Genomic DNA, 19,608 nt, shown 5'->3' with positions numbered 1-19,608 from the left:
CATATTTTAATAATTATGTGGAAACATAAATACTTCAAACCTGTTCTTAACGTTAAATTGTTTAATTTGCTATTTACTTTTTTGCTACTAACTTTTTGTAACCCCGCCATTAAGCTAATTTTGCTGCCACAGCGCATAGGCCATTTTTTTGGGAGCCTGGTTACCGGTAAGCCAATTAAAGGTGGCTTGATTTTTTTTCTTTTATTTTCGTTACACGCGGCTGCACAGCAAACAGATACCGCGAAAGTAAGCCGTACTACTACAGTAAGTGGCCGCATTGTGGATGATGCTTCGGGTTTGCCACTGGCTTACATCAGCATTGTTTTTAATGGCAGTAGTTTTGGTACCACCTCCAATCAACAGGGTAATTTTCTGCTAAAGGCGCCGGGCGCTTTTACCCTGGTTACGTTTTCGTACGTGGGTTATCAGTCGGTTACCAGGGCTGTAAAGCCGGGACAGGCCACCAATTTGCAAATACGGATGCACAGCCGCCAAACCGAGCTAAAGGAGGTGGCCATTAAATCGGGTAGAAAGCAGCGTTACCGCAATAAGGACAATCCCGCGGTCGAACTCATTCAGCAGGTGATAGACCATAAGGATCAAAACCGGATGGAAAGCTCCGATTACCTACAGTACGACCAGTACGAGCGCATCGGCATGTCTCTTTTTCACCTGTCGCCAAAGCTTATCAATGGCAAGTTTTTTGGCAAGTATAAGTTCATGATTGATACTACACTGCAAATAAACGGGCAAAAGGAAACTTCCCTGCCGGTTTATTTTAGCGAGAAGCTATTTCAAAACTATTACCGTAAAAGCCCGCCCAAATCCATCAGGGTTTTAACTGCCCAAAAAGAAGTTAATATTATAAAATTTACTGATACTGTTGGGCTGGCCATTTACTTTAACCGCCTGTACGGTAATAATATTGATATTTACGAAAATAATATATTTATAATTACCAACCAGTTCCTAAGCCCTATTGCCAACCATTCGCCGCAGTATTACAAATTTTTTATTACCGACACCATACAAGCCGAAAAAGGCAAACTTATCGAGCTCAGCTTTATGCCACGCAACAAAGGCGATCTCCTTTTTGAAGGCCGTATCCTGATCACGATGGATGGGCGTTACGCCGTAGAATCGTGCGAACTGAATGTTAACAAGCAAATTAATATCAACTTTATGCGCAGCCTCAAAATCAATCTTGATTTTGAACCGCACGCCGATGGACGCTATTACCTTAAAAAGAGTGATGTGGTGGCCGATTTTGGCATCCTGAAAAATAAAGGCACCGCCGTATATGGCCGGCGTACCGTGAGTTATGATAACTACAAGCTAAATCAGCCGATGACAGCGTTGTTTTACGAAGGTAAAAGCGAGCAAACTGCGGAAAATTCAAACAAGCCCGATACCGTTTACTGGGCGCAGCACCGCACCGATAGCCTTACCGCCCAGCAAGCGCACCTATACGCAAATATCAACCGGCTGGAGGGTATGCCATCTTTTAAAAAACTAACCTGGATAGCAGGAACCCTTACCAGCGGGTTTGCAGCTGTGGGGCCTACTCAGCTGGGGCCAATAGGATCTTTTTTTGCATATGATAACCAGGAGGGTGCCCGTTTCCAGGTGGGCGGGCGCACAACGCCGCAACTCAGCAGGTTCATTTTTCTGGAAGGCTATACAGCTTACGGCATAAAAGATGAAAAAGCCAAATACAATTTGGTAACCTATTTTTCTTTAAATAAAATAGCACCATACGTTTACCCTAACGACTATTTTAAAATAAGCTACCGGTATGATGTCGACTTGCCAGGGCAAAGCTTTGCCGTAAGTAGCCAACAGGCCGCGCTTACATCGTTTCATACCGGTACCACCAATTACTGGCTGTATAACCGCATTTTTACGGTGGCCTATGTTAAGGATTTCGAAAATCATTTCTCGTACAACCTGGCCTTCCGCAACTGGAACCAGCAACCTGCCGGAACGTTGCTGTTTCAATCAAACAACGATAATAGCCTTATCAACAGCCTCACAACCAGCGAAGTTGCCCTTGGCCTGCGGTATGCGCCCCACGAGCAAATAATACAAGGCCCGCGCGAACGCCATACCATTTATAGCAAATACCCAATTTTTAACTTACAAATTAACCATGGCTTTGCCGGCCTGCTCAATGGGGCTTATGATTACAATAACATATCGGCAAATATTTATAAGCGCTTTTACCTTTCGCAATTAGGTTACACGGATGTCACGCTGTTGGGTGCCCTTATTACAGGTAAAGTGCCGTTTCCTTTGCTCAATATTCCATCGGCCAATCAGTCGTTAAGGTACAATCCCGATGGTTATAACAACATGAATTACCTGGAATTTGTGACCGACCATTACGCCGGTATTAATATAACCCATGCCTTCAACGGCTTTTTCCTGAATAAGATACCTTTGATAGAACACCTTAAATGGCGCGAATTTATTTCGTTTAAAGCCATATATGGCGGTTTACGTAATGAAAACAATCCGCTGTACTCTGCCAACCTGTATAACCTGCCCCCGGCACTGGGCAACGCCAACGGCACCTACCCCCTGGGTAGCACTCCTTACGTCGAGGCCGGTGTTGGTATAGGCAATATATTTAAATTGCTGCGGGTTGATGTTATCAAACGCTTCAACTACCTCGACCATCCCGGCGTAAACCAGTACGGCATTAAGTTTAGTATTAACCCCGATTTTTAGGGGGAGGAGCTTCGGCTTTTTTTTAATTTCGTCCTTGGGGGGGGCGTGGTGGCAATGTACGCAAGGACAACAGGGAGGGGTTTTACTGGCAGGTCATTAGATATCAGAGTTATAAAAAAATACAAAAACCTATCGGGTTATTTTGTATTTTTGAATATACTGAATTTGCGATGGAGCAGGATATTCCTTTAGAATTAATGGTTAAAAAGGGCAAAATGACAAAGAAGCCCTGGTTGATGACTCCTGCCGAGCGCGGGGAGTGGCTTAGCAGTATGCAAAAGGGAGCAAAAGCTTATCTTTTTTCAATAGGCCAACCTATGGTTTATAAAAAAGGAGGGGATTTTATAGCGGAGTATGCCGATGGGAGCACCAAGGTTTTAAGATAAATGTCGGCTATTTATATTATTGCCGGTCCGCCAGGGATAGGCAAAAGCACCAGCGGTGATGAGTTCATTGATCCTGAATTGGATATTTTGAACGAGGATGAAATGCGCTTTAAATACAAAGCACAAGGATATGTCGACTATAACGAATATTCTATTCATCGTGTGAGAAACACGATACGTCAAAAACTGATTCGGAATGAGGATTTTGCACTCGAGCTAAATCTTGGATATAGCCATCAATATCAATATATACTTTCAATAAAAAACTTCCGGCACGAAAATAAACTTCACGTAATATTGTTTTTTACCGACGATATAAATTTATGCCTGACAAGAGCTAAGGAACGGTATGAAAGTGGCCGGCACCTGGTAAAGCCCGAAGTTATCCGTGAGATGTACGCCAATACAATTCCCTTATTGAAAAGCAATTTTTATATGATTGATGAATTGGTTTTGCTGGATTCAAATAATCATGGTGAATTGATATTGGTGGCTAACTACGAGAAAGAAACCAACCAATTTATTATTCATGATGATAGTCCGGATTGGTTTAGTAAAAACCTGAAACCGTTTTTAAAAGGTAGGATGTGCTTTTGAGCCAACTTCTTTTCTTTATCGTTTTTATGGATGCTTCTTTCTTTGTTAAATTGTCTGGAAGAGGGAGTTTGCGTAAAAACTCTTTGGCTTTTGCAACCCTATCCCAAAAACGAAGCACCAATAATATCGAACACTGAATTTCGAATGTCCAACACCGAAAATTACTTTCAGTGTTCGATATTAAAAGCATGCGCATTTATAACGCCCGTGTTACTTTAAACTCACACCTACCGCTGCCCTTGTTTCGTCATAAAACAAATTCAATGTTTTGGGTTTAGTGCCGTTTGGCAAACGGTAAGTTATCTCGTTTGATTCTTTTGTAGATTCGGCCTCGGCGGAAACATAACCTCCGGATGTTTGCGATATGGAGGTATTATTATCAAGCACCAACCTAAAATCTGATGGTGAAACACCAACGCTGCTACTGCCAATTTTATTTTTATTGGTAATCGTAATCTTAAATGTCATTTCAATTCCTTCCGATTTGCCGTCGGGGTCGCTTAGGTCGGTTGCGCTTACCGGGCTTATTTTTATGCTTGCTTCTTTTTGTTTGCCAAGTAGGGCGCTATCGGGCGTAAACGATATGGTGTACGTTTTGGGGCTGTTACCGGCCGGCGCATCAGCGTGGGCCACAGTCTCTTTCGGGGTATCTTGTTTAACTGTACTATCAGTTTTGCCATTAGCTTCACCGGCGCCGTTTTTGGGCTTACAGGCAAATACAAGCAGTGAAACAGAGAGCATGGCGAATAACGATTTTGTTTTCATAGTGATTTTATTGTAGTTGATAATATATTGATTTTAGTTTTTTTGTGGGTATGGTGTTTTTGGTGGTTGTCTGCTAATTACAGTTAGTGATTCTTGGGTTGGTTGAGCTTCCGCAAGAGAACTCATATTTACTTTGGCTGTATTTGGGGCTAGGGTTATCGGTAACCTCAAGCGGGACCATAAATTGACCATTATAGCCCGGCATGGTTACCTGTTCGGCTGAGCCATTACCCAACGCCACGTTTTTGCCGGCAGTGCTGCCGTTAAAACTGTAATCAATCAGCGCATCCAGTAGCCTGTATACCCCATAGTAATCATAAGCATCATACGCGTTTCTTGAATTGGGCAGCGTGTGGTACGTGGTATAATTGTAACCGGCAACTGTAGATGGTTTCAGGTAATAGAAATCCTTTTCACTATTGGCTATATTGATGTTTTTAAAAATATCGATGGCCAGCCGGTGGTCGTTAATCACATCTTCATCATAAACCTGGCTTATCATTTTAGTATTGGCCGGAAAGCTTTGCAATTGGGCCTGGGTAATCTGGTAGCTGTACCAGGGCGCCATCGTAAACAGGAAACGCCCGTTTTGTCCCCAACCGTTTTGGGTAAAAGCTTTATAGCCCAGGCCTATGGAGGCTCCGCCGCCGAAGGAATGCCCCATAAAGCCCACTTTTTTGGTATCTATAATATTAGGGTAATCTGCCGCTGCTTTGGTAAAGCCAGCCCACAGGGTATAGTAGCGATGATCGACGCTGATATCGTTTGTTGCATACGGAACAAACACTACTACATAGCCTTTTTTGGCAATGAATTCAAACAGGCCGCGGTTGTATTCCTTATTTTCGCCGCCATAGGGATGCGAGTAAAATATGGTTGGCCTGGGCGTGCTGATACCGGCCGGGTAAAAGATGGTTACACTGGTGCCCGCGTATTCGGGATTGGCGAAACTGATTTCGGCAACCTGGTAGGTGCCGTCAGCGCCGTATCCTGATGCCGGCCGGGAAATAGGTCCCTGCAGGTCGTCATCCGGCGGCGGGGTCTTGGTAGTGTCACCGCTTTTTGAACACGCCGGCAATATCACAAGCAGCAGCATGGTTTTAAATAAAATGTTTTTCATTTTTTGGATCGCTTTCATCGGCTGGTTGTTAAATGTTAAACCTTTTTTCAGATGCATAGCCTTAAAACAAGGCCTGAGTTTTACAAATAGCGCTAAACTTCCGAAAAAGGGATGCGAACCGGCGGTATGTTGGGTTCCTGTTCCATTTTCCAGTCTTATTAAGCTTTATACCTGTTTATATGATGCAAAGATGTTTTTTTAGGGGCAGCAGCAAAGTGTAAAAAGGGCGAAGCTGTAAAAAGCGGGGGTGAAATTCACGCAAAATAAAAACGAGGTGCCGGGAATTCAGGGAAATCACTTTTAAAAGTTGACCCTGAAGAAAGATAACTCTTAAGGAGCAAAAAAGGGTTGACTATTTGTTTTCTACAAACAGATAGCCTCCACGAGGCAGCTTGGAAGTGTATTATCGTTTAAAGGTTAACCGTTTGTAGATGAAAAAGTGTAAAAGGGATTTCTCTGTCCGGGAATCAAAATTCTCATCACATACTGAAACAAAAAGCTATTTTTAATCAAAAAATATTGATGAAACGTTTACTGGTATCCCTTTTCATTTTAACGTTGTTTATAACCGGGGTAGAAGCCCAGGACGCTATCGGCACAAGTAAGCGTGAAAAGAAGGTTTTAAAACTGATAAACTCGTTACCTGAGATTGTAAGGGCCAGGATATATATGGCAGAACATGCTAAAGAGAAGCGAACGTTAAAAGCTTATATAGAAAGCACGCCTACTTTAAGCAAAAAGTATTACAATGTTTCGGTGTGCGACGATGCTAATGATCATTTGTTTGCCCACTATAGGTTTAGGGTGAATGCAGGTACTTACGCCATTTATTACGACGATTTTGAGCATGATAAACTTGTCCCGTTAAAGGTTTGGGAAAAACATGCATATGGCATATATGGCGCGCCTGCATTGTAACCCATTGCCGTACGCCGGCAAGCAATGGATCAACGTTAACAAAGGGAGGTGGTTAGAAGCCGGAGATGATGATTCGTATAACATTCAATAAAAAAAGGTAGGAATTTTGTGTCGTAATAATTAACATAAACAAGCATATATTTATGAAGAATGTAATTGTAGTAATTGGCGCAGGCTCCATAGGGCAGGCTATTGCACGCAGGGTTAGTGCCGGAAAGCATATTTTGCTGGCCGATTTGAAGCAAGAGAATGGAGATGCTGCCGCCAAAGTGTTGAGCGAGGCAGGTTTTGAGGTAAGCACCACAACGGTCGATATTTCGTCGCGTATGTCTATCCAGGCGTTGGTTGAAAAAGCGACATTAATCGGCAGCATAACCGGATTGATACAAGCCGCCGGTGTTTCGCCGTCACAGGCATCGCCTTCAACGATACTGCATGTCGATCTTTATGGCAACGCTGTCGTATTGGAAGAATTTGGCAAAGTGATAGCCAGCGGCGGATCCGGCGTAGTCATCGCTTCCCAGTCGGGGCACCGCTTGCCGGCATTAACTCCTGAACAGGATAAGGCGTTGGCAACCACACCTGCAGACGAATTACTTTCTTTAGATTTTTTACAACCTGCCCAGGTTAAAGATTCATTACATGCTTACCAATTATCCAAAAGAGGGAATTCACTGCGCGTAATGGCCGAAGCTGTAACTTGGGGCAAACGTGGTGCGCGGATCAACGCGATTAGCCCCGGAATTATTATTACGCCACTGGCTAAGGATGAACTAAGCGGCCCCCGCGGCGAAGGTTATCGCAAAATGATCGATATCTCCGCTGTAGGAAGAGCCGGGACTCCCGACGAGGTTGGAAACGTAGGCGCTTTGCTTATGGGGCAAGACGGAGCCTTCATTACCGGCAGCGACATTTTGATGGATGGCGGTGTAACAGCTGCTTATTGGTACGGCGACCTTGCTCCGAAATAGCGATATTGGCCGGGAACCCCGTGATCCGTATATCCTCCCGGCAAAGGAACGCCTTTTTTCTGCGGCTGTTATAACTATGGGGATAACCCGTTGATAAGTAAACACCATGCAGCGTAATAAATACCCAACTCCCGCGTGTTTAACTACGTCCGGGAGTTTGCGTTTTATAACCATATAAAAACATACTGGTGTACAAATCTTGGGGCGCGGCACTCAAGTACAGAAATTACCTGTCATTGCAAATTAAATTGATATTTCGCTTATTAGGCGACGTCAAATCTACCCGGTACGATTCAAATGTATCTGCTAAGCCGTTATTGTAGCTGATTCTTATTTTTATATAAATTTCTCCCCAACCTTTATTACACATGGTAAAAAAAGGATTATCACCGTTGTTTATTACCACAATATGTTGCTGCCCATAAGTGCCATCCAGGGTATAATCAATTTGTTTTATTGATTTTATAAATTGCGGGTTGCCTATCACAAAAACCTTCCAGCTTTTATAATCGGTTCTGTTGGTACTATACTCTTTGTACTCATTGTCAAAGTGTCCGGGCTGAGATTGTCCCCAACATTCGGGCAAGGTTAATAATAGGAGAAACAAAATTGATACAATTTTCATGGCGCAATCAATTTTCTGGGATCAGTTCAACAGTAGGAGTTATTGGGTTAAATGTAGGCGACACCCATCTTTTTTTTGTTTTCGTATCTTCCAGCACTACTTTAGGGTAGGCATCCTGAAAATCTTCGTTAGTATAATAAAAAGTTACTTTATAACCTTGCCCCGATGGTTTAACAGGTAGCTCAACGCCATTTTGAACGTCATTATAGTTTTTATAAAAAGTAAACTTTAATGAAGAAACCTCCGGGGGCACGCCGTTTGGAAGGTCCTTTAATTTAAACCGGTAGCAGAAAAAATTTGATTTTAAAATGGTGATGGTTTCGTAGGTGTTTTGTTTAGTATTTATACTGTCCAGCTGCATTCTTTTAATCATTGTTTCATAAGCTGTTAATTTGCTGTCTGTTGATTTATAATAAAAGAAAACACTAACAGCGATGGAGAGGACCGCAATTAATATAAATAACGTTATCACCGAAATGTCGAGTTGCAGGCCATAGCCCCCAAAGTGTTGCTTTTCTATCAGTTTTGCCTGGTTTCCCCACCGGTACATAGCCATGCATAGCAAAATGATGATCATCCCAAATATTGGCAGTATTGTGTAGATAAGCGAGCCGATGGTCATGTCGATGCGAGTTACAACCTTAATTTGCTACTTGAAAAAACTTATTTAAATGTAAAGCTTATTTAAATTTCAGGTAAATGAATTTCTTTAAAATAAAGTTATTGTATCGCAAATTGTAAACTATTGTAAATGAAATGTAAACTATTGTAAATAATGTTTTACACTTTATACTGATATTCCCCGGCAAGATTATCCTGTGCCGGCCGAAATTAAAGCACCTGCGGAAAAATGGGTTGCACATATTCTTTTTATCTGCTATATTAGTTTAATATTCAGCCTGTTATAAGTTGCCGGTATTTTAATTTCTCCGTTTTAAAATGCCAGTCAATCTGTGCCCTCTTAAGCCTGTTAGTATGAGTTTGCAATGTGTTTTAAAAAAAGCTGCTATCTTTTTGGTCTTTATGCTCATGTGTAGCTTAAAGGGTTTTTCGCAGACTGATAGTCTTCGTTTTTATGCCGGTCAGTTAGATTCAATTTATAGTAAATGGGTTAACTCGCCCGATAGCACGCTTAAAAAAGATTCGGTGATAACGGCCTTTTTACACGTAAACCCTACATCTAAGATAAAAGCTGCAGGCACGCTTCAAGGCTTTGCCCTTACATATAATACCCCCGAAATAAACTGGTATGATTTGGCAACGGTAATAGATAAAGATTCTGTTGGTTATTTAATTAAGGTGCGCATCCCCCGAAAAATTTATAATCAGCATAAAATGCTCACCTGCTGGGCTGTTTGGTGGGGGCGCGAGACGCAGGTTGTTAAATATGGCGGTATTAATATGCGGATAAAACTAACGCTGCAATCGCAGCCGCAAAAAGCCAGCGTATATTTAATACCGCACAGAATTTGGAAGAGCAAATTTGAAAACACCACGTGGCAAGATCATATCGGTTTGTTGAGTGATTACATGGTGGATAGCGATCAAACAAATACAGCTGTAACCATTGATGAAACTGTTTATACAGTGGTATTTAAGCTGGGCAATAAATTTCTTACCCGTACGCACTATACCAGGCCGATGGATATAGAACCAACTCAAAAAGTCACTGTAGATTTTCAAAATGAATAAATGGAAAACTATTTTAAAAGCCGGTTCGGGAGTGTTTGCAACCATTCCGGGTTTGGCGGTGCTTTTAAGCAATATTGGTGTACCGCCCGATAGTTCAAAATACCTGTTTTGTGGCATTATAGAATCCTTTGGCGTATTTACGCTTTTAATATTGAGGTTCAACTCCGGCTATTTCAAATCCCTTTCTGTAAAAACCATCAATCTTTTAGCTATAGTTTCGATAGTAACATTTGGGCTTACATTGTTTTTTTACCTGTTCCTTTTTACCCAGTATGTTGTGGGGTATAAGGATTCGAAGCCCGTATTTTTCCCGGTATGGCCCCAGGGCGAACTTAGGCAGGGGCTGCAGGAAACAGGCAGTAAAGCCAACTTAATAAGGGAGTGGGGCCGTGACGATGTACGCACGGTTATCCAGTCGTCGTCATCGGCCATGTTAAACTATAGCATGCTGCTGTTTTTACTAATATATCAACTGATTTTCGTGTCGCTTACGTTTGCATTCGGAATCCTTTCGATACGGGTTAGCGAGATTGATAAAGGATAGTATTGGAGAACTTTTCTGGAATGAGGCAGTTTTAGCGTTAATGTGTACTGTACCGGTACAAGGTGACACACCCTGATACGGGATGACACGCCCTGGTACGGGGTGGTACGCCCTGGTACACCCTGGTACGGGGTGGTACACCACTGGCGGTTAATATTTTTAACCGAAACGGGGTTTTTGAGCCAGGAAATCGGTCTTATGCTTTACCAGTAATCCGCGCCGTTGTTGGAGGGGGGGACGGAACCTGCTTCTGATAAAACATGTTACGTTTTAATTTGAATAATGCTGATCTTTATAGTATGACTACGATTACAATACAGGTTCCTGATGCGCTGGAAAAAGCGCATGATGAAACCGTGCGTTTGATTGCAGCCAAATTGTACGAGGCTGGCAAACTATCATTAAGCCAGGCTGCCGAAATATGCGGAATGAAAAAATGGGATTTTGTTGAAATCCTGATCAATTTTGGCGTAAACTACCTTGACCCAAGTGTTGAGGCCGACCTGGATCATGCCTGAAAATACTATTGTTATTACCGATACCAGCTGCTTTATCAGCTCTTTATATCACAAGTCAGCCACCCACATCCAAACGCACAAGACTTGCGCTAAAATGTCCCATATCACAAGTCAGCCGCCCACTCCAAACGCACAAGACGCTAAAATGGAAAAAGCCAGCGGAAGTATTCAATTTTCATTCTGTTAATTCTTTAATTCTGAAAATTCTGATTCAGACAAAAGCGTTAGGGATTGGCGCGGATACCGGCCAATGAGCGTAATGCCTGCAGGCGTATGAGCAGAAAGCCCGGCCCGCAGGGAACGCCATTGTTAAAGTCAAAATTCAAAAGTTAAAAGTCAAAAATGATTTGCAGGGTGTAGAAACGGTTTCTTGGCAGTGCGCCGTTCCCGCAATGTTATTAAGGTTCCGTACCTCTGGCACGGAGCTTCATTTTTGCTTTTTTGCTACAAAGCTATTCCCCCGCTGGGGGAGAAGTTAGCGTCCTCATTCCAGGCCTATTGATTACTTCATATCACCCATTAATTTTTTACCAATTACCAAAAGAAATCCTTTTGTATCAGTTCCTTTGTAAATAAACCAACCACAATTGAACATAGGGATTTTTACTTACGGAACACGGGGCGATATACAGCCCTATATTGCTTTGGCTTTAGGGCTTAGCGAAAAAACACACCAGGTAATTATTGCGGCGCCAGAAAATTATAAGGAATTGGTGGAGGGCTTTGGCCTTGCCTTTCATCCGCTGTATGGAAATGCCGAGGAAATGATGAATTCGCCGGAGGGGCAGAACGTATTAAAAACAGAGAATACCATTAAGCTGATGAAGTACTTTTTTAAAGCGCTTCATGAAATAAGGGGGCCTTTACGCAAAAGCTGTATAGAAGGAATTAACCAGGTAGATTTTATTATAGCCAATGCAGCAACGCTGCCCATTACCAGCGCGATTGCAGAAAAGCAACATAAAAAAATTGCGCTGACCTATTTTATGCCGCCGGTTGTACCTACAGCTGAATTCCCCTTGGGCGATTTTGATTTCCTGAATTTTCCCTGGTATAATAAACTTACCTATAAGCTGGCGCACCTGTTTTTCTGGAAGTTTGTAAAGAAAGAGACCAACGAATTCAGACAAGAATTAGGCCTGCCCATTTTAAAGGTAAACCTTATAGATTATATTGGCAAGCAACAGCCACTCGACTTATATTGCTTAAGCCCCAGCCTGATTCCGCAACCTAAAGATTGGGATGATAACCATAAAATAACCGGTTTTTTAACTGTTCCTGAAGAAAAAATACCGGGCCAGTTTAGGGACGAAACCCCGGCTACATTAAATGATTGGTTACAGCAAGGTGATAAACCCATATACATTGGCTTTGGCAGTAACGGTGTTGGCAATACCGAAAAGTTTATAAACATTTTAAACACCATTTTAAATAAAACCAATGAGCGGGTTTTGTTTTGTACAGGCTGGTCGCTTTTCGAAAACCTACCGGTGCATAAAAACCTGTTTGTAGCAAAATATGTAAACCACGGGGCTGTATTACCAAAATGCAAAGCTGGGGTGTTTCACGGCGGCGCGGGTACGCTGGCGGCTATGCTGCGTAGCAATTTGCCGGTAATTATTATTTCGTTTTACACCGACCAGCCAACCTGGGGCAAAATAGCCGAACGGATGAAATTCGGGGTGCATATCCCGGTTAAAAAGCTCGATGCCGATAAGCTGATTTCGGCGCTATCAAAAATTCAAATCAACGAAGTAAGGAACAATGCGGCAGCTATTGGCGGGCAAATAAGGAATGAAAAAGGACTTGAAAATGCGGTGAACGAAATTGAAAAGTACTTTAATGAAGCAGTTACCGGAAATTAAGCCCAATCTACATAGTTTTATACATGGCAGACGGCTTTAAAGTTTCTTTTCAAGTAGGTATTGAAGAGCCCGAAATAAAAAACCGCCTCATAATTGCATATGAGGCGGCCTTATTGGTTGTCTTGCTAACGATATTCTTGAATATATATTAAAGGTAAATTGTAAAAACGGTTAGTTTAGTCCCCAACCGTAACGAACGCGGAAGACGCCGGAAGAATTGACAGTGGTGAGGGTGATATTGTTGCCGCTTCCGCCTCTTGTTTGGATGCTGTAACTATCATTGTCTCTCAGGCCAGGCCAGTAAACGCTTGCAATACCATTGTTCCGGAATACATTACTCGATCCTACGATGTAAGCAATCTCATTGTCGGATTGTGAACCATTCTGGTAATCTTTACCACTGTTCATTGTTGCCCCAAATTCGGTAACTACAGTCCTTGAACCATAACTGCCATACCTGTTTTGCCAGTCGGTTTGCCATCCAGCGGTAGAGTGTGTTGACCAATAAGCATAGTTATGCAATGAAAGCAGGCAGCTGGTAAAGCGGCTGTCGGCGCCAACCCCGGTTACGTTGTCTGAATAGCCAGTACCGCTTAGCAACACCCTGCCTTTTGCAACGCTGGGATAATTAGCCAGCCACTGCGCATAGATGGTTGTTAAACTGGATAAACTGTAGCCGTGCGGTTCATTAAACACCTCGAAATAAACGTTGCTGTTGCTGCCATATTTATTAACTACAGTTTGCCACATGGCCCAAAAATTGGTCATGTTATCTATCAATCCGTCGTTGGCCGACGCGCTATCCCAGCAACATATAATTACTTTCATTCCTTTGTTAAGGGCTGCATCTATGGCGCCGGTATAAGCGCTCCACCACGACTGGGATACACTGGGATAATTAATAGGTAACCTTACTGTATTGACGCCCGGCATGTTGGTTTGAAAGCCCGATAATATTGAATTGGCTTTTGCATTAACCGTGCTGTAACTGTCGGAAGCGGTTAAACCGGATGGGATAACCCAGCCATCCACAAAGTTATCGCGGCCATCGGCCCAGTTTACACCGGCTATGGAGGCAGCTCCAACCGCCATTGTGGTTGCCGAACTTGTTGGTTTGGCATTCGCCGATGAGTTCGCTGGTGTCAGGTCGGCAGTGTTTTTTGTACAACTACAAAAAACAGAAATGGAACATAAGAAAATTAATGTTTTTTTCATTTGGTTTTTTTGGTTTATAATTGGTTGGTTAGCAAGCATATTTGGCATATATCCCGTAAAGCCGTCAAAGCATAGGCTACGGAATTGGTTAGTACGCAATAGTTGATAATCAGAACCAGGAAGTTTTGGTTGGTTTATAATGTGAGGCTAAGGTAGATGGCAATGTGCAATATAATGACTGGCTTAATCAGCATTGTAAGGGGGTAAACTAAGCATTTGCGTGTTTTTTTCTGTCCCTAAATTTTTTAACTGCAAATTCCATAGCCCGTGAGCCCGGCCCGCAGGGAATGCCGTGGGTAAAGTAGGGAAGGCTCGAAGGCCCGGAGGTCTGAAACCTTCGAAAGTCGGGAAGTCTGAAAGTGCATGGCATAGCGTGCCTGCCTTTGCGCTGTTGGTGGCGCCTTGCTGCCTTTAGATCGTTTTAATACAACCAACGTCGTTTTCGCGGTAAATATCAAGCAGGCAGGCAAACATTCACACATAGTGCGGCGGTATTTATACAAATAGCCATCGTTTTTTCGGCTTTTTGCTTATTTTAGCCCCATACCTTAAGCTTATGACAATAGGATCCACTACTATCTATAAACAAATTTTTTTCGGGCTGATTTTTGCTTTCATTTTTAGCGGATGTGATAAGCATGCTCTTGATAATGTGCAGCCATCTGATGCTATCAATCCAACCACGCCTTCAAAAAAGTGGATCGTTTCTACCGTGGCCGGATCAGCTACGGCAGGTTTTAAAGACGGAGATACTACGCAGGCACAATTCAGTAATGCCCAGGGTATTATTGCAGACAATCATGGAAACCTTTTTGTAGGCGACCAGGGAAATGCCAGCATTAGGCAGATTACTTATTCGGGACATGTTACTACTTTTATTGGCAAAAATATCGGGAACCCAGATCCCGCTTTTGGTAATATTTATAGCCTGGTACGTGATAGTAAAGGTAATTTATATACCATTGAATATAGTTTGATACGGAAGATAGTGTCGCCTTCTGTTAACGCTGTTTTTGCAGGGTCATTATCTGTTAATTACTTAGACGGTGTGGGCACTCAGGCGGCGTTTAATATTATTGGCAATATGGCTATAGATAACCAGGACAATATCATTTTACCCGATTACGATAATCACGATAAATTTGTTCTGCGCAAGGTTACACCCAACGGTACGGTTTCTACCTTCAACTTAAATGATAATACAGGTTTCTCATCCGACGGATTGCCAAATTACCATTATTTGTATGCGGTAGCGGTGGATACATCGGGTAATATATTTGTAACAGGGAATGGCAATTGCCTTATTAAGAAGATAGATAAGGCTGGAAATGTGCGTGTTTTTGCAGGAACAGGAGGAATTGGCTTTAAAGATGGTAAGGGGACCGAGGCTCAATTTAACACTATTAGCAGCATGACTTGTGATGCCCTGGGGAACCTGTGGGTTAGCGATAGCGACAACCACGCTATAAGGAAAATAACACCGGATGGTGTAGTTACAACTATTGCAGGAACCGGACAAATGGGCTATAAAGACGGAGACAGTACAAAGGCGCAATTCAAATTTCCGTACGGTATTGCTGTTGACAACACCGGGACTGTATTTGTTATGGATACCGGAAACAACAGGGTAAGAAAATTAGAATATAAATAGTGATAATACCACCTGCTGTTAAAAGTATTTTCCGTTGTGGCGGAGAAACCTTTCCATGCCTTTGCACTTGTTGGGCAGTGTGTGTTGAAACGCATGGGGTAGTATAAAAGTGTCTTGAGCGAAGCTTAAAACTGATCAATTCCCGCACCTTGAAACCTTTCGCCTTTTACCTTTCGCCTTTCCACCTTTTTTCCTAATTTTGCGCATCCTTTCAAAATAAAACAATATTACCTTGGAGCACCAGGAATTAACCACCGTTGAAACCGCCAAAGATTTAGGCTTACTACCCGAAGAATTTGAACGTATTAAAGAGATATTAGGGCGCGTGCCCAACTTTACCGAACTATCCATCTTTGCGGTAATGTGGAGCGAACACTGCTCGTACAAAAACTCCATCACCTGGCTAAAAACTTTGCCTAAAGACAGCGACCGTATGCTGGCCAAAGCAGGTGAAGAAAATGCAGGCCTTGTTGACCTTGGCGACGGCATTGGCTGCGCCTTCAAAATAGAATCACATAATCACCCGTCGGCCCTTGAACCTTACCAGGGCGCGGCAACAGGCGTGGGCGGCATTAACCGCGATATTTTTACCATGGGTGCAAGGCCCATTGCACAGTTAAACTCCCTGCGCTTCGGCGACCTTAAACTGGAGAAAACCCAGTGGCTGGTTAAGGGTGTGGTAAAAGGCATCAGCCATTACGGCAACGCCTTTGGTATCCCAACCGTGGGCGGCGAATTGTTTTTTGACGATTGCTACAACGTAAACCCATTGGTAAACGCCATGTCGGCCGGTATTGTTAAGGCGGGCGAAACCGTTTCGGCAACATCGTACGGTGTGGGCAACCCGGTTTACATAGTTGGTTCGGCTACAGGTAAGGATGGTATTCATGGCGCGGCTTTCGCGTCTAAAGATATCAGTAAAGATTCTGTGAACGATTTACCTGCCGTACAGGTAGGCGATCCGTTCCAGGAAAAACTATTGTTAGAAGCTACATTAGAAGTTATAAAAACCGGTGCCGTGGTAGGTATGCAGGATATGGGCGCCGCCGGTATCATTTGCTCCAACTCGGAAATGAGCGCCAAAGGCGAGCACGGTATGCGTATCGACCTGGATTTGGTACCAACCCGCCAGGCCAATATGAAGCCTTACGAGATCCTGCTATCAGAATCGCAGGAGCGCATGCTTATTGTGGTGCACAAAGGCCGCGAAAAAGAAGTTGAAGCCGTGTTTGATAAATGGGACCTTAACTGCGCCATTATTGGCGAGGTTACCGATACCCAACGCTTAGAATATTACATGCATGGCGAAAAAGTTGCCGATGTACCTGCCGACGATTTAGTGTTAGGCGGTGGTGCCCCGGTTTACGAACGCGAATACCGCGAGCCTGCTTACTTTGCCGAGAATAAGAAATTTAACATAGATGATGTTGCCGAGCCTGCCAATTTGGTTGAAGTTGCCGAGCATCTGTCTGCCCATCCTAACTTAGCATCAAAACGTTGGGTAACCGACCAGTACGATAGCATGGTAGGTGTACAAACCATGACAGCCAACCTGGCCTGCGATGCAGCCGTTGTGGCCGTTAAGGATACCAACAAGGCAATCGTTTTAACAACCGACTGTAACTCGCGCTATGTATACGCCGACCCTTACACCGGTACTGCCATTGCCGTTGCCGAAGCAGCCCGTAACATTACTTGCGCAGGTGGCGAGCCGGTTGCTATTACCAACTGCTTAAACTTTGGTAACCCTTACAACCCCGAAGTTTACTGGCAGTTTGTAAGCGCCATTAAAGGTATGGGCGATGCCTGCCGCAAGTTTGAAACTCCTGTTACCGGTGGTAACGTAAGTTTCTACAACCAGTCGGCCGATGGTGGCTCGGTATTCCCAACACCAACAATAGGTATGCTGGGTGTAATGGAAGATACCGAAAACATCATGACCGCCGATTTTAAACAACCCGGCGACTTGATTTACCTGATAGGCGAATCGGTTAACGATATCGCGTCATCGCAATACCTGGCCTCATGGCATAAAATTACCGCGTGCCCGGCTCCTTATTTCGATATCGAAAAAGAGTATGCTACCCAGCAAACCATTAAAGAACTCATCAAACACCGCGTGCTGGAAAGCTGCCATGATGTGGCCGACGGTGGTTTATATATCTGTTTATTAGAAGCTGCCATGCCAAACGGCCTGGGCTTTGATATTGAAACAGACGCGGCAATCCGTAAAGATGCTTTCCTTTTTGGCGAGGCACAAGGTAGGATAGTAGTAACCGTAGCACCCGAAGAGCAGGAACGCTTTGTAGAGTTTATGGCCACCAGCGAAACTGAGTTTAGCCTGCTGGGTACCGTAAACAACGGCTTCCTGAATGTAGACGAAGAACTGTTTGGCCACGTTACCGACGTAAAAATGGTACACAGCAACGTATTGCACTCCATTTTAGGCGAATAAATAATGCTGAAACTTAACCAGGTACACCACATCGCCATCATTTGCAGCGATTACGAAAAGTCGAAGCATTTTTACAGCGAGATACTTGGTTTAAAAATAGTGCGCGAGGTTTACCGCGAGGCACGCCAATCATACAAGCTTGATCTGGAAGTGGGCAACCGCTACCAGATCGAGCTTTTTTCATTTCCACACCCCGCTCCACGTCCGTCGCATCCTGAAGCTGCCGGCCTGCGCCACTTAGCCTTTGAGGTGGATAACCTTGACGAGTCCGTATTACATCTGCAGGAATTGGGGGTAGAGGTAGAACCTATCCGGGTGGATGAACTTACCGGTAAACGCTTTACCTTCTTTGCAGACCCGGATGCCTTGCCGCTGGAGCTGTATGAGGGATAATGGTAAGTATCAAGTAGTAAGTATCAAGTATCAAGATTTGACATTCGGACAAAAGACTTTCAGAATTTCTCGAATTTGCTTTTAAAATTATTCTAATTCTTTAATTCTATAAACGGCGTAGCCTTCTTGAACACCTCTTAAAAACAAACAAAAGGTGAAAAATTCAGGTTCAGACAATGCGTTAGGGACAGTAGCGGATACTGGCCTTAGCGTAACGCCTTGTGCAGTATGAGCGAATGGCCCGGCCGCAGGCAACGCCCACATATTAAATTCCGCTACTGAATAATTTGCGTAAATTTTCCGCATATTGATAACTTTGCAATATGCCCACCACCCAGGATATTAAAGTAGCCGTTGATGCCGTAGTATTTGGATATACCTCCAAAGAAGGACTATCAGTGTTGCTGATTAAACGCAACATCAATCCTTTTAAAAATACATGGGCATTGCCCGGCGGCCTGGTGGGCAACCATGAATCATTAGAGGATGCCGTACAACGCGAACTAAAAGAAGAAACCGGCATCAGCATCAACTACCTGGAACAGCTATATAGTTTTGGCAATCCGGGTCGCGACCCGCGTAACAGGGTTATCTCCATCACTTACTATGGCTTGGTTAAACCGGATGCATTCGAGATTAAGGCTGATACCGACGCCGCCGAGGTAGCCTGGTTCAATATAAAAAAAGTCCCTCAACTGGCGTTTGATCATAATACCATTATTGGCGCGGCACATGATCGCCTCAAAAACAAAATCCTTTACCAGCCGGTGGGCTTCGAGCTGCTGGAAGAAAAATTTCCCTTCTCTGAACTGGAAAAACTCTATATGGCTGTGTTGGATAGAGAGATGGACCGGCGTAACTTCAAGAAGAAGGTCATCAAGTTTGGTTTCCTGGAAGAAACAATAGAAAAACAAGTGCTTGAGGGAGCGGGCAGGCCGGGAAACCTGTTCCGTTTTAACCAGGAAAAATATTTCCAGCTTCAAAAACAGGGTATCAATTTCGAAATTTAATTTTTTGCACAGTTTTTATTGGGGAAGCTCTGAACTGTCGGAGCAATTGGTCGGGAAAATAAGTCAGCCTACAGCCAGCTACCACGCATATAACTATCGTCTTTACACTCGTCGGTCCCGTTTTTTCTGTCGGCACCACCGCATTCGATGCAG

Annotated in this window: 18 protein-coding genes; 13 read left to right on the top strand and 5 right to left on the bottom strand. The window is 43.5% G+C overall.

The genetic code is table 11. From position 1 onward, the window contains the following. The first annotated feature begins 15 nt into the window (after positions 1–15). The 3 genes from ACFGVS_RS10605 to ACFGVS_RS10595 all read left to right on the top strand — a co-directional run bounded on the left by ACFGVS_RS10605 (position 16) and on the right by ACFGVS_RS10595 (position 3,713). Positions 16–2,730 (top strand): DUF5686 family protein, encoded by a 2,715-nt coding sequence (locus ACFGVS_RS10605; protein WP_439698589.1) that lies wholly within the window; start codon positions 16–18, stop codon positions 2,728–2,730. Positions 2,731–2,945: 215 nt separating this feature from the next. Beyond that, a complete protein-coding gene (locus ACFGVS_RS10600; RefSeq protein ID WP_274212464.1) occupies positions 2,946–3,116 on the top strand; it encodes a hypothetical protein in 171 nt (56 codons plus the stop codon). Further along, positions 3,117–3,713 carry a hypothetical protein gene (locus ACFGVS_RS10595; protein ID WP_439698588.1) on the top strand — a complete coding sequence of 199 codons (597 nt, stop codon included), beginning with the start codon at positions 3,117–3,119 and terminating at the stop codon, positions 3,711–3,713. It abuts the gene before it with no gap. A gap of 210 nt (positions 3,714–3,923) precedes the next feature. Here ACFGVS_RS10595 and ACFGVS_RS10590 read toward each other — a convergent pair whose 3' ends face one another. Then, positions 3,924–4,478, bottom strand: a complete 555-nt coding sequence (locus ACFGVS_RS10590; RefSeq protein WP_439698587.1) for a hypothetical protein — start codon at positions 4,476–4,478, stop codon at positions 3,924–3,926. A gap of 73 nt (positions 4,479–4,551) precedes the next feature. Continuing rightward, the gene (locus ACFGVS_RS10585) at positions 4,552–5,616 is read right to left on the bottom strand and encodes an alpha/beta hydrolase family protein (protein WP_439698586.1); all 1,065 of its coding nucleotides are present in this window, start codon (positions 5,614–5,616) and stop codon (positions 4,552–4,554) included. A 504-nt stretch (positions 5,617–6,120) separates the two neighbouring features. Here ACFGVS_RS10585 and ACFGVS_RS10580 point away from each other — a divergent pair. Continuing rightward, positions 6,121–6,516, top strand: a complete 396-nt coding sequence (locus ACFGVS_RS10580) for a hypothetical protein (RefSeq protein WP_439698585.1) — start codon at positions 6,121–6,123, stop codon at positions 6,514–6,516. A 143-nt stretch (positions 6,517–6,659) separates the two neighbouring features. Continuing rightward, positions 6,660–7,487, top strand: a complete 828-nt coding sequence (locus ACFGVS_RS10575; protein ID WP_439698584.1) for an SDR family oxidoreductase — start codon at positions 6,660–6,662, stop codon at positions 7,485–7,487. Between the two features lie 226 nt (positions 7,488–7,713). On the opposite strand, the gene ACFGVS_RS10570 is transcribed toward ACFGVS_RS10575, so the two are convergent. Together ACFGVS_RS10570 and ACFGVS_RS10565 are read right to left on the bottom strand one after the other, a co-directional pair. After that, complete coding sequence (locus ACFGVS_RS10570; RefSeq protein WP_439698583.1) at positions 7,714–8,112, bottom strand: hypothetical protein; 399 nt, start codon at positions 8,110–8,112, stop codon at positions 7,714–7,716. A 7-nt stretch (positions 8,113–8,119) separates the two neighbouring features. Then, positions 8,120–8,734: a hypothetical protein gene (locus ACFGVS_RS10565; protein WP_090648804.1), complete on the bottom strand. Its 615-nt coding sequence runs from the start codon at positions 8,732–8,734 to the stop codon at positions 8,120–8,122. A gap of 353 nt (positions 8,735–9,087) precedes the next feature. On the opposite strand from ACFGVS_RS10565, the gene ACFGVS_RS10560 reads away from it, so the two are divergent. The 4 genes from ACFGVS_RS10560 to ACFGVS_RS10545 all read left to right on the top strand — a co-directional run bounded on the left by ACFGVS_RS10560 (position 9,088) and on the right by ACFGVS_RS10545 (position 12,731). Then, positions 9,088–9,804 carry a hypothetical protein gene (locus ACFGVS_RS10560; RefSeq protein WP_439698582.1) on the top strand — a complete coding sequence of 239 codons (717 nt, stop codon included), beginning with the start codon at positions 9,088–9,090 and terminating at the stop codon, positions 9,802–9,804. Next, the gene (locus tag ACFGVS_RS10555; protein WP_439698581.1) at positions 9,797–10,348 is read left to right on the top strand and encodes a hypothetical protein; all 552 of its coding nucleotides are present in this window, start codon (positions 9,797–9,799) and stop codon (positions 10,346–10,348) included. The genes ACFGVS_RS10560 and ACFGVS_RS10555 overlap by 8 nt, the downstream gene beginning before the upstream one ends. 299 nt (positions 10,349–10,647) lie before the next feature. Next, complete coding sequence (locus ACFGVS_RS10550; RefSeq protein WP_439698580.1) at positions 10,648–10,866, top strand: UPF0175 family protein; 219 nt, start codon at positions 10,648–10,650, stop codon at positions 10,864–10,866. Between the two features lie 587 nt (positions 10,867–11,453). Next, positions 11,454–12,731 carry a glycosyltransferase gene (locus tag ACFGVS_RS10545; protein ID WP_439698579.1) on the top strand — a complete coding sequence of 426 codons (1,278 nt, stop codon included), beginning with the start codon at positions 11,454–11,456 and terminating at the stop codon, positions 12,729–12,731. Positions 12,732–12,902: 171 nt separating this feature from the next. Here the strand turns inward: ACFGVS_RS10545 and ACFGVS_RS10540 are convergent, their stop codons facing one another. Next, on the bottom strand, positions 12,903–13,946 hold the full coding sequence (locus ACFGVS_RS10540; RefSeq protein ID WP_439698578.1) for a cellulase family glycosylhydrolase: 1,044 nt from the start codon (positions 13,944–13,946) through the stop codon (positions 12,903–12,905). Positions 13,947–14,502: 556 nt separating this feature from the next. Here ACFGVS_RS10540 and ACFGVS_RS10535 point away from each other — a divergent pair. From ACFGVS_RS10535 to ACFGVS_RS10520, 4 genes are all read left to right on the top strand, one after another. Then, a complete protein-coding gene (locus ACFGVS_RS10535; protein WP_439698577.1) occupies positions 14,503–15,597 on the top strand; it encodes a hypothetical protein in 1,095 nt (364 codons plus the stop codon). Positions 15,598–15,829: 232 nt separating this feature from the next. Then, complete coding sequence (purL, locus tag ACFGVS_RS10530) at positions 15,830–18,052, top strand: phosphoribosylformylglycinamidine synthase subunit PurL (RefSeq protein ID WP_439698576.1); 2,223 nt, start codon at positions 15,830–15,832, stop codon at positions 18,050–18,052. 3 nt (positions 18,053–18,055) lie between these two features. Continuing rightward, positions 18,056–18,445, top strand: a complete 390-nt coding sequence (gloA2, locus tag ACFGVS_RS10525; RefSeq protein WP_439698575.1) for an SMU1112c/YaeR family gloxylase I-like metalloprotein — start codon at positions 18,056–18,058, stop codon at positions 18,443–18,445. A gap of 323 nt (positions 18,446–18,768) precedes the next feature. Beyond that, positions 18,769–19,455, top strand: coding sequence for an NUDIX hydrolase (locus ACFGVS_RS10520; protein ID WP_439698574.1), 687 nt, complete (start codon positions 18,769–18,771; stop codon positions 19,453–19,455). Positions 19,456–19,608 lie beyond the last annotated feature (153 nt).

Source organism: Mucilaginibacter sediminis (genome assembly GCF_051903035.1).
In the GTDB taxonomy this organism is placed as follows: domain Bacteria; phylum Bacteroidota; class Bacteroidia; order Sphingobacteriales; family Sphingobacteriaceae; genus Mucilaginibacter.
This window is presented reverse-complemented; position numbering and strand designations above follow the sequence as displayed.

What these genes read in the sequence shown, in the direction of transcription:
- ACFGVS_RS10605 (WP_439698589.1), top strand. Translation starts at nt 16, where the DNA reads ATGTGGAAACATAAATACTTCAAACCTGTTCTTAACGTTAAATTGTTT.
- ACFGVS_RS10600 (WP_274212464.1), top strand. Translation starts at nt 2,946, where the DNA reads ATGACAAAGAAGCCCTGGTTGATGACTCCTGCCGAGCGCGGGGAGTGG.
- ACFGVS_RS10595 (WP_439698588.1), top strand. Translation starts at nt 3,117, where the DNA reads ATGTCGGCTATTTATATTATTGCCGGTCCGCCAGGGATAGGCAAAAGC.
- ACFGVS_RS10590 (WP_439698587.1), bottom strand. Translation starts at nt 4,478, where the DNA reads ATGAAAACAAAATCGTTATTCGCCATGCTCTCTGTTTCACTGCTTGTA.
- ACFGVS_RS10585 (WP_439698586.1), bottom strand. Translation starts at nt 5,616, where the DNA reads ATGAAAGCGATCCAAAAAATGAAAAACATTTTATTTAAAACCATGCTG.
- ACFGVS_RS10580 (WP_439698585.1), top strand. Translation starts at nt 6,121, where the DNA reads ATGAAACGTTTACTGGTATCCCTTTTCATTTTAACGTTGTTTATAACC.
- ACFGVS_RS10575 (WP_439698584.1), top strand. Translation starts at nt 6,660, where the DNA reads ATGAAGAATGTAATTGTAGTAATTGGCGCAGGCTCCATAGGGCAGGCT.
- ACFGVS_RS10570 (WP_439698583.1), bottom strand. Translation starts at nt 8,112, where the DNA reads ATGAAAATTGTATCAATTTTGTTTCTCCTATTATTAACCTTGCCCGAA.
- ACFGVS_RS10565 (WP_090648804.1), bottom strand. Translation starts at nt 8,734, where the DNA reads ATGACCATCGGCTCGCTTATCTACACAATACTGCCAATATTTGGGATG.
- ACFGVS_RS10560 (WP_439698582.1), top strand. Translation starts at nt 9,088, where the DNA reads ATGAGTTTGCAATGTGTTTTAAAAAAAGCTGCTATCTTTTTGGTCTTT.
- ACFGVS_RS10555 (WP_439698581.1), top strand. Translation starts at nt 9,797, where the DNA reads ATGAATAAATGGAAAACTATTTTAAAAGCCGGTTCGGGAGTGTTTGCA.
- ACFGVS_RS10550 (WP_439698580.1), top strand. Translation starts at nt 10,648, where the DNA reads ATGACTACGATTACAATACAGGTTCCTGATGCGCTGGAAAAAGCGCAT.
- ACFGVS_RS10540 (WP_439698578.1), bottom strand. Translation starts at nt 13,946, where the DNA reads ATGAAAAAAACATTAATTTTCTTATGTTCCATTTCTGTTTTTTGTAGT.
- ACFGVS_RS10535 (WP_439698577.1), top strand. Translation starts at nt 14,503, where the DNA reads ATGACAATAGGATCCACTACTATCTATAAACAAATTTTTTTCGGGCTG.
- gloA2 (WP_439698575.1), top strand. Translation starts at nt 18,056, where the DNA reads ATGCTGAAACTTAACCAGGTACACCACATCGCCATCATTTGCAGCGAT.
- ACFGVS_RS10520 (WP_439698574.1), top strand. Translation starts at nt 18,769, where the DNA reads ATGCCCACCACCCAGGATATTAAAGTAGCCGTTGATGCCGTAGTATTT.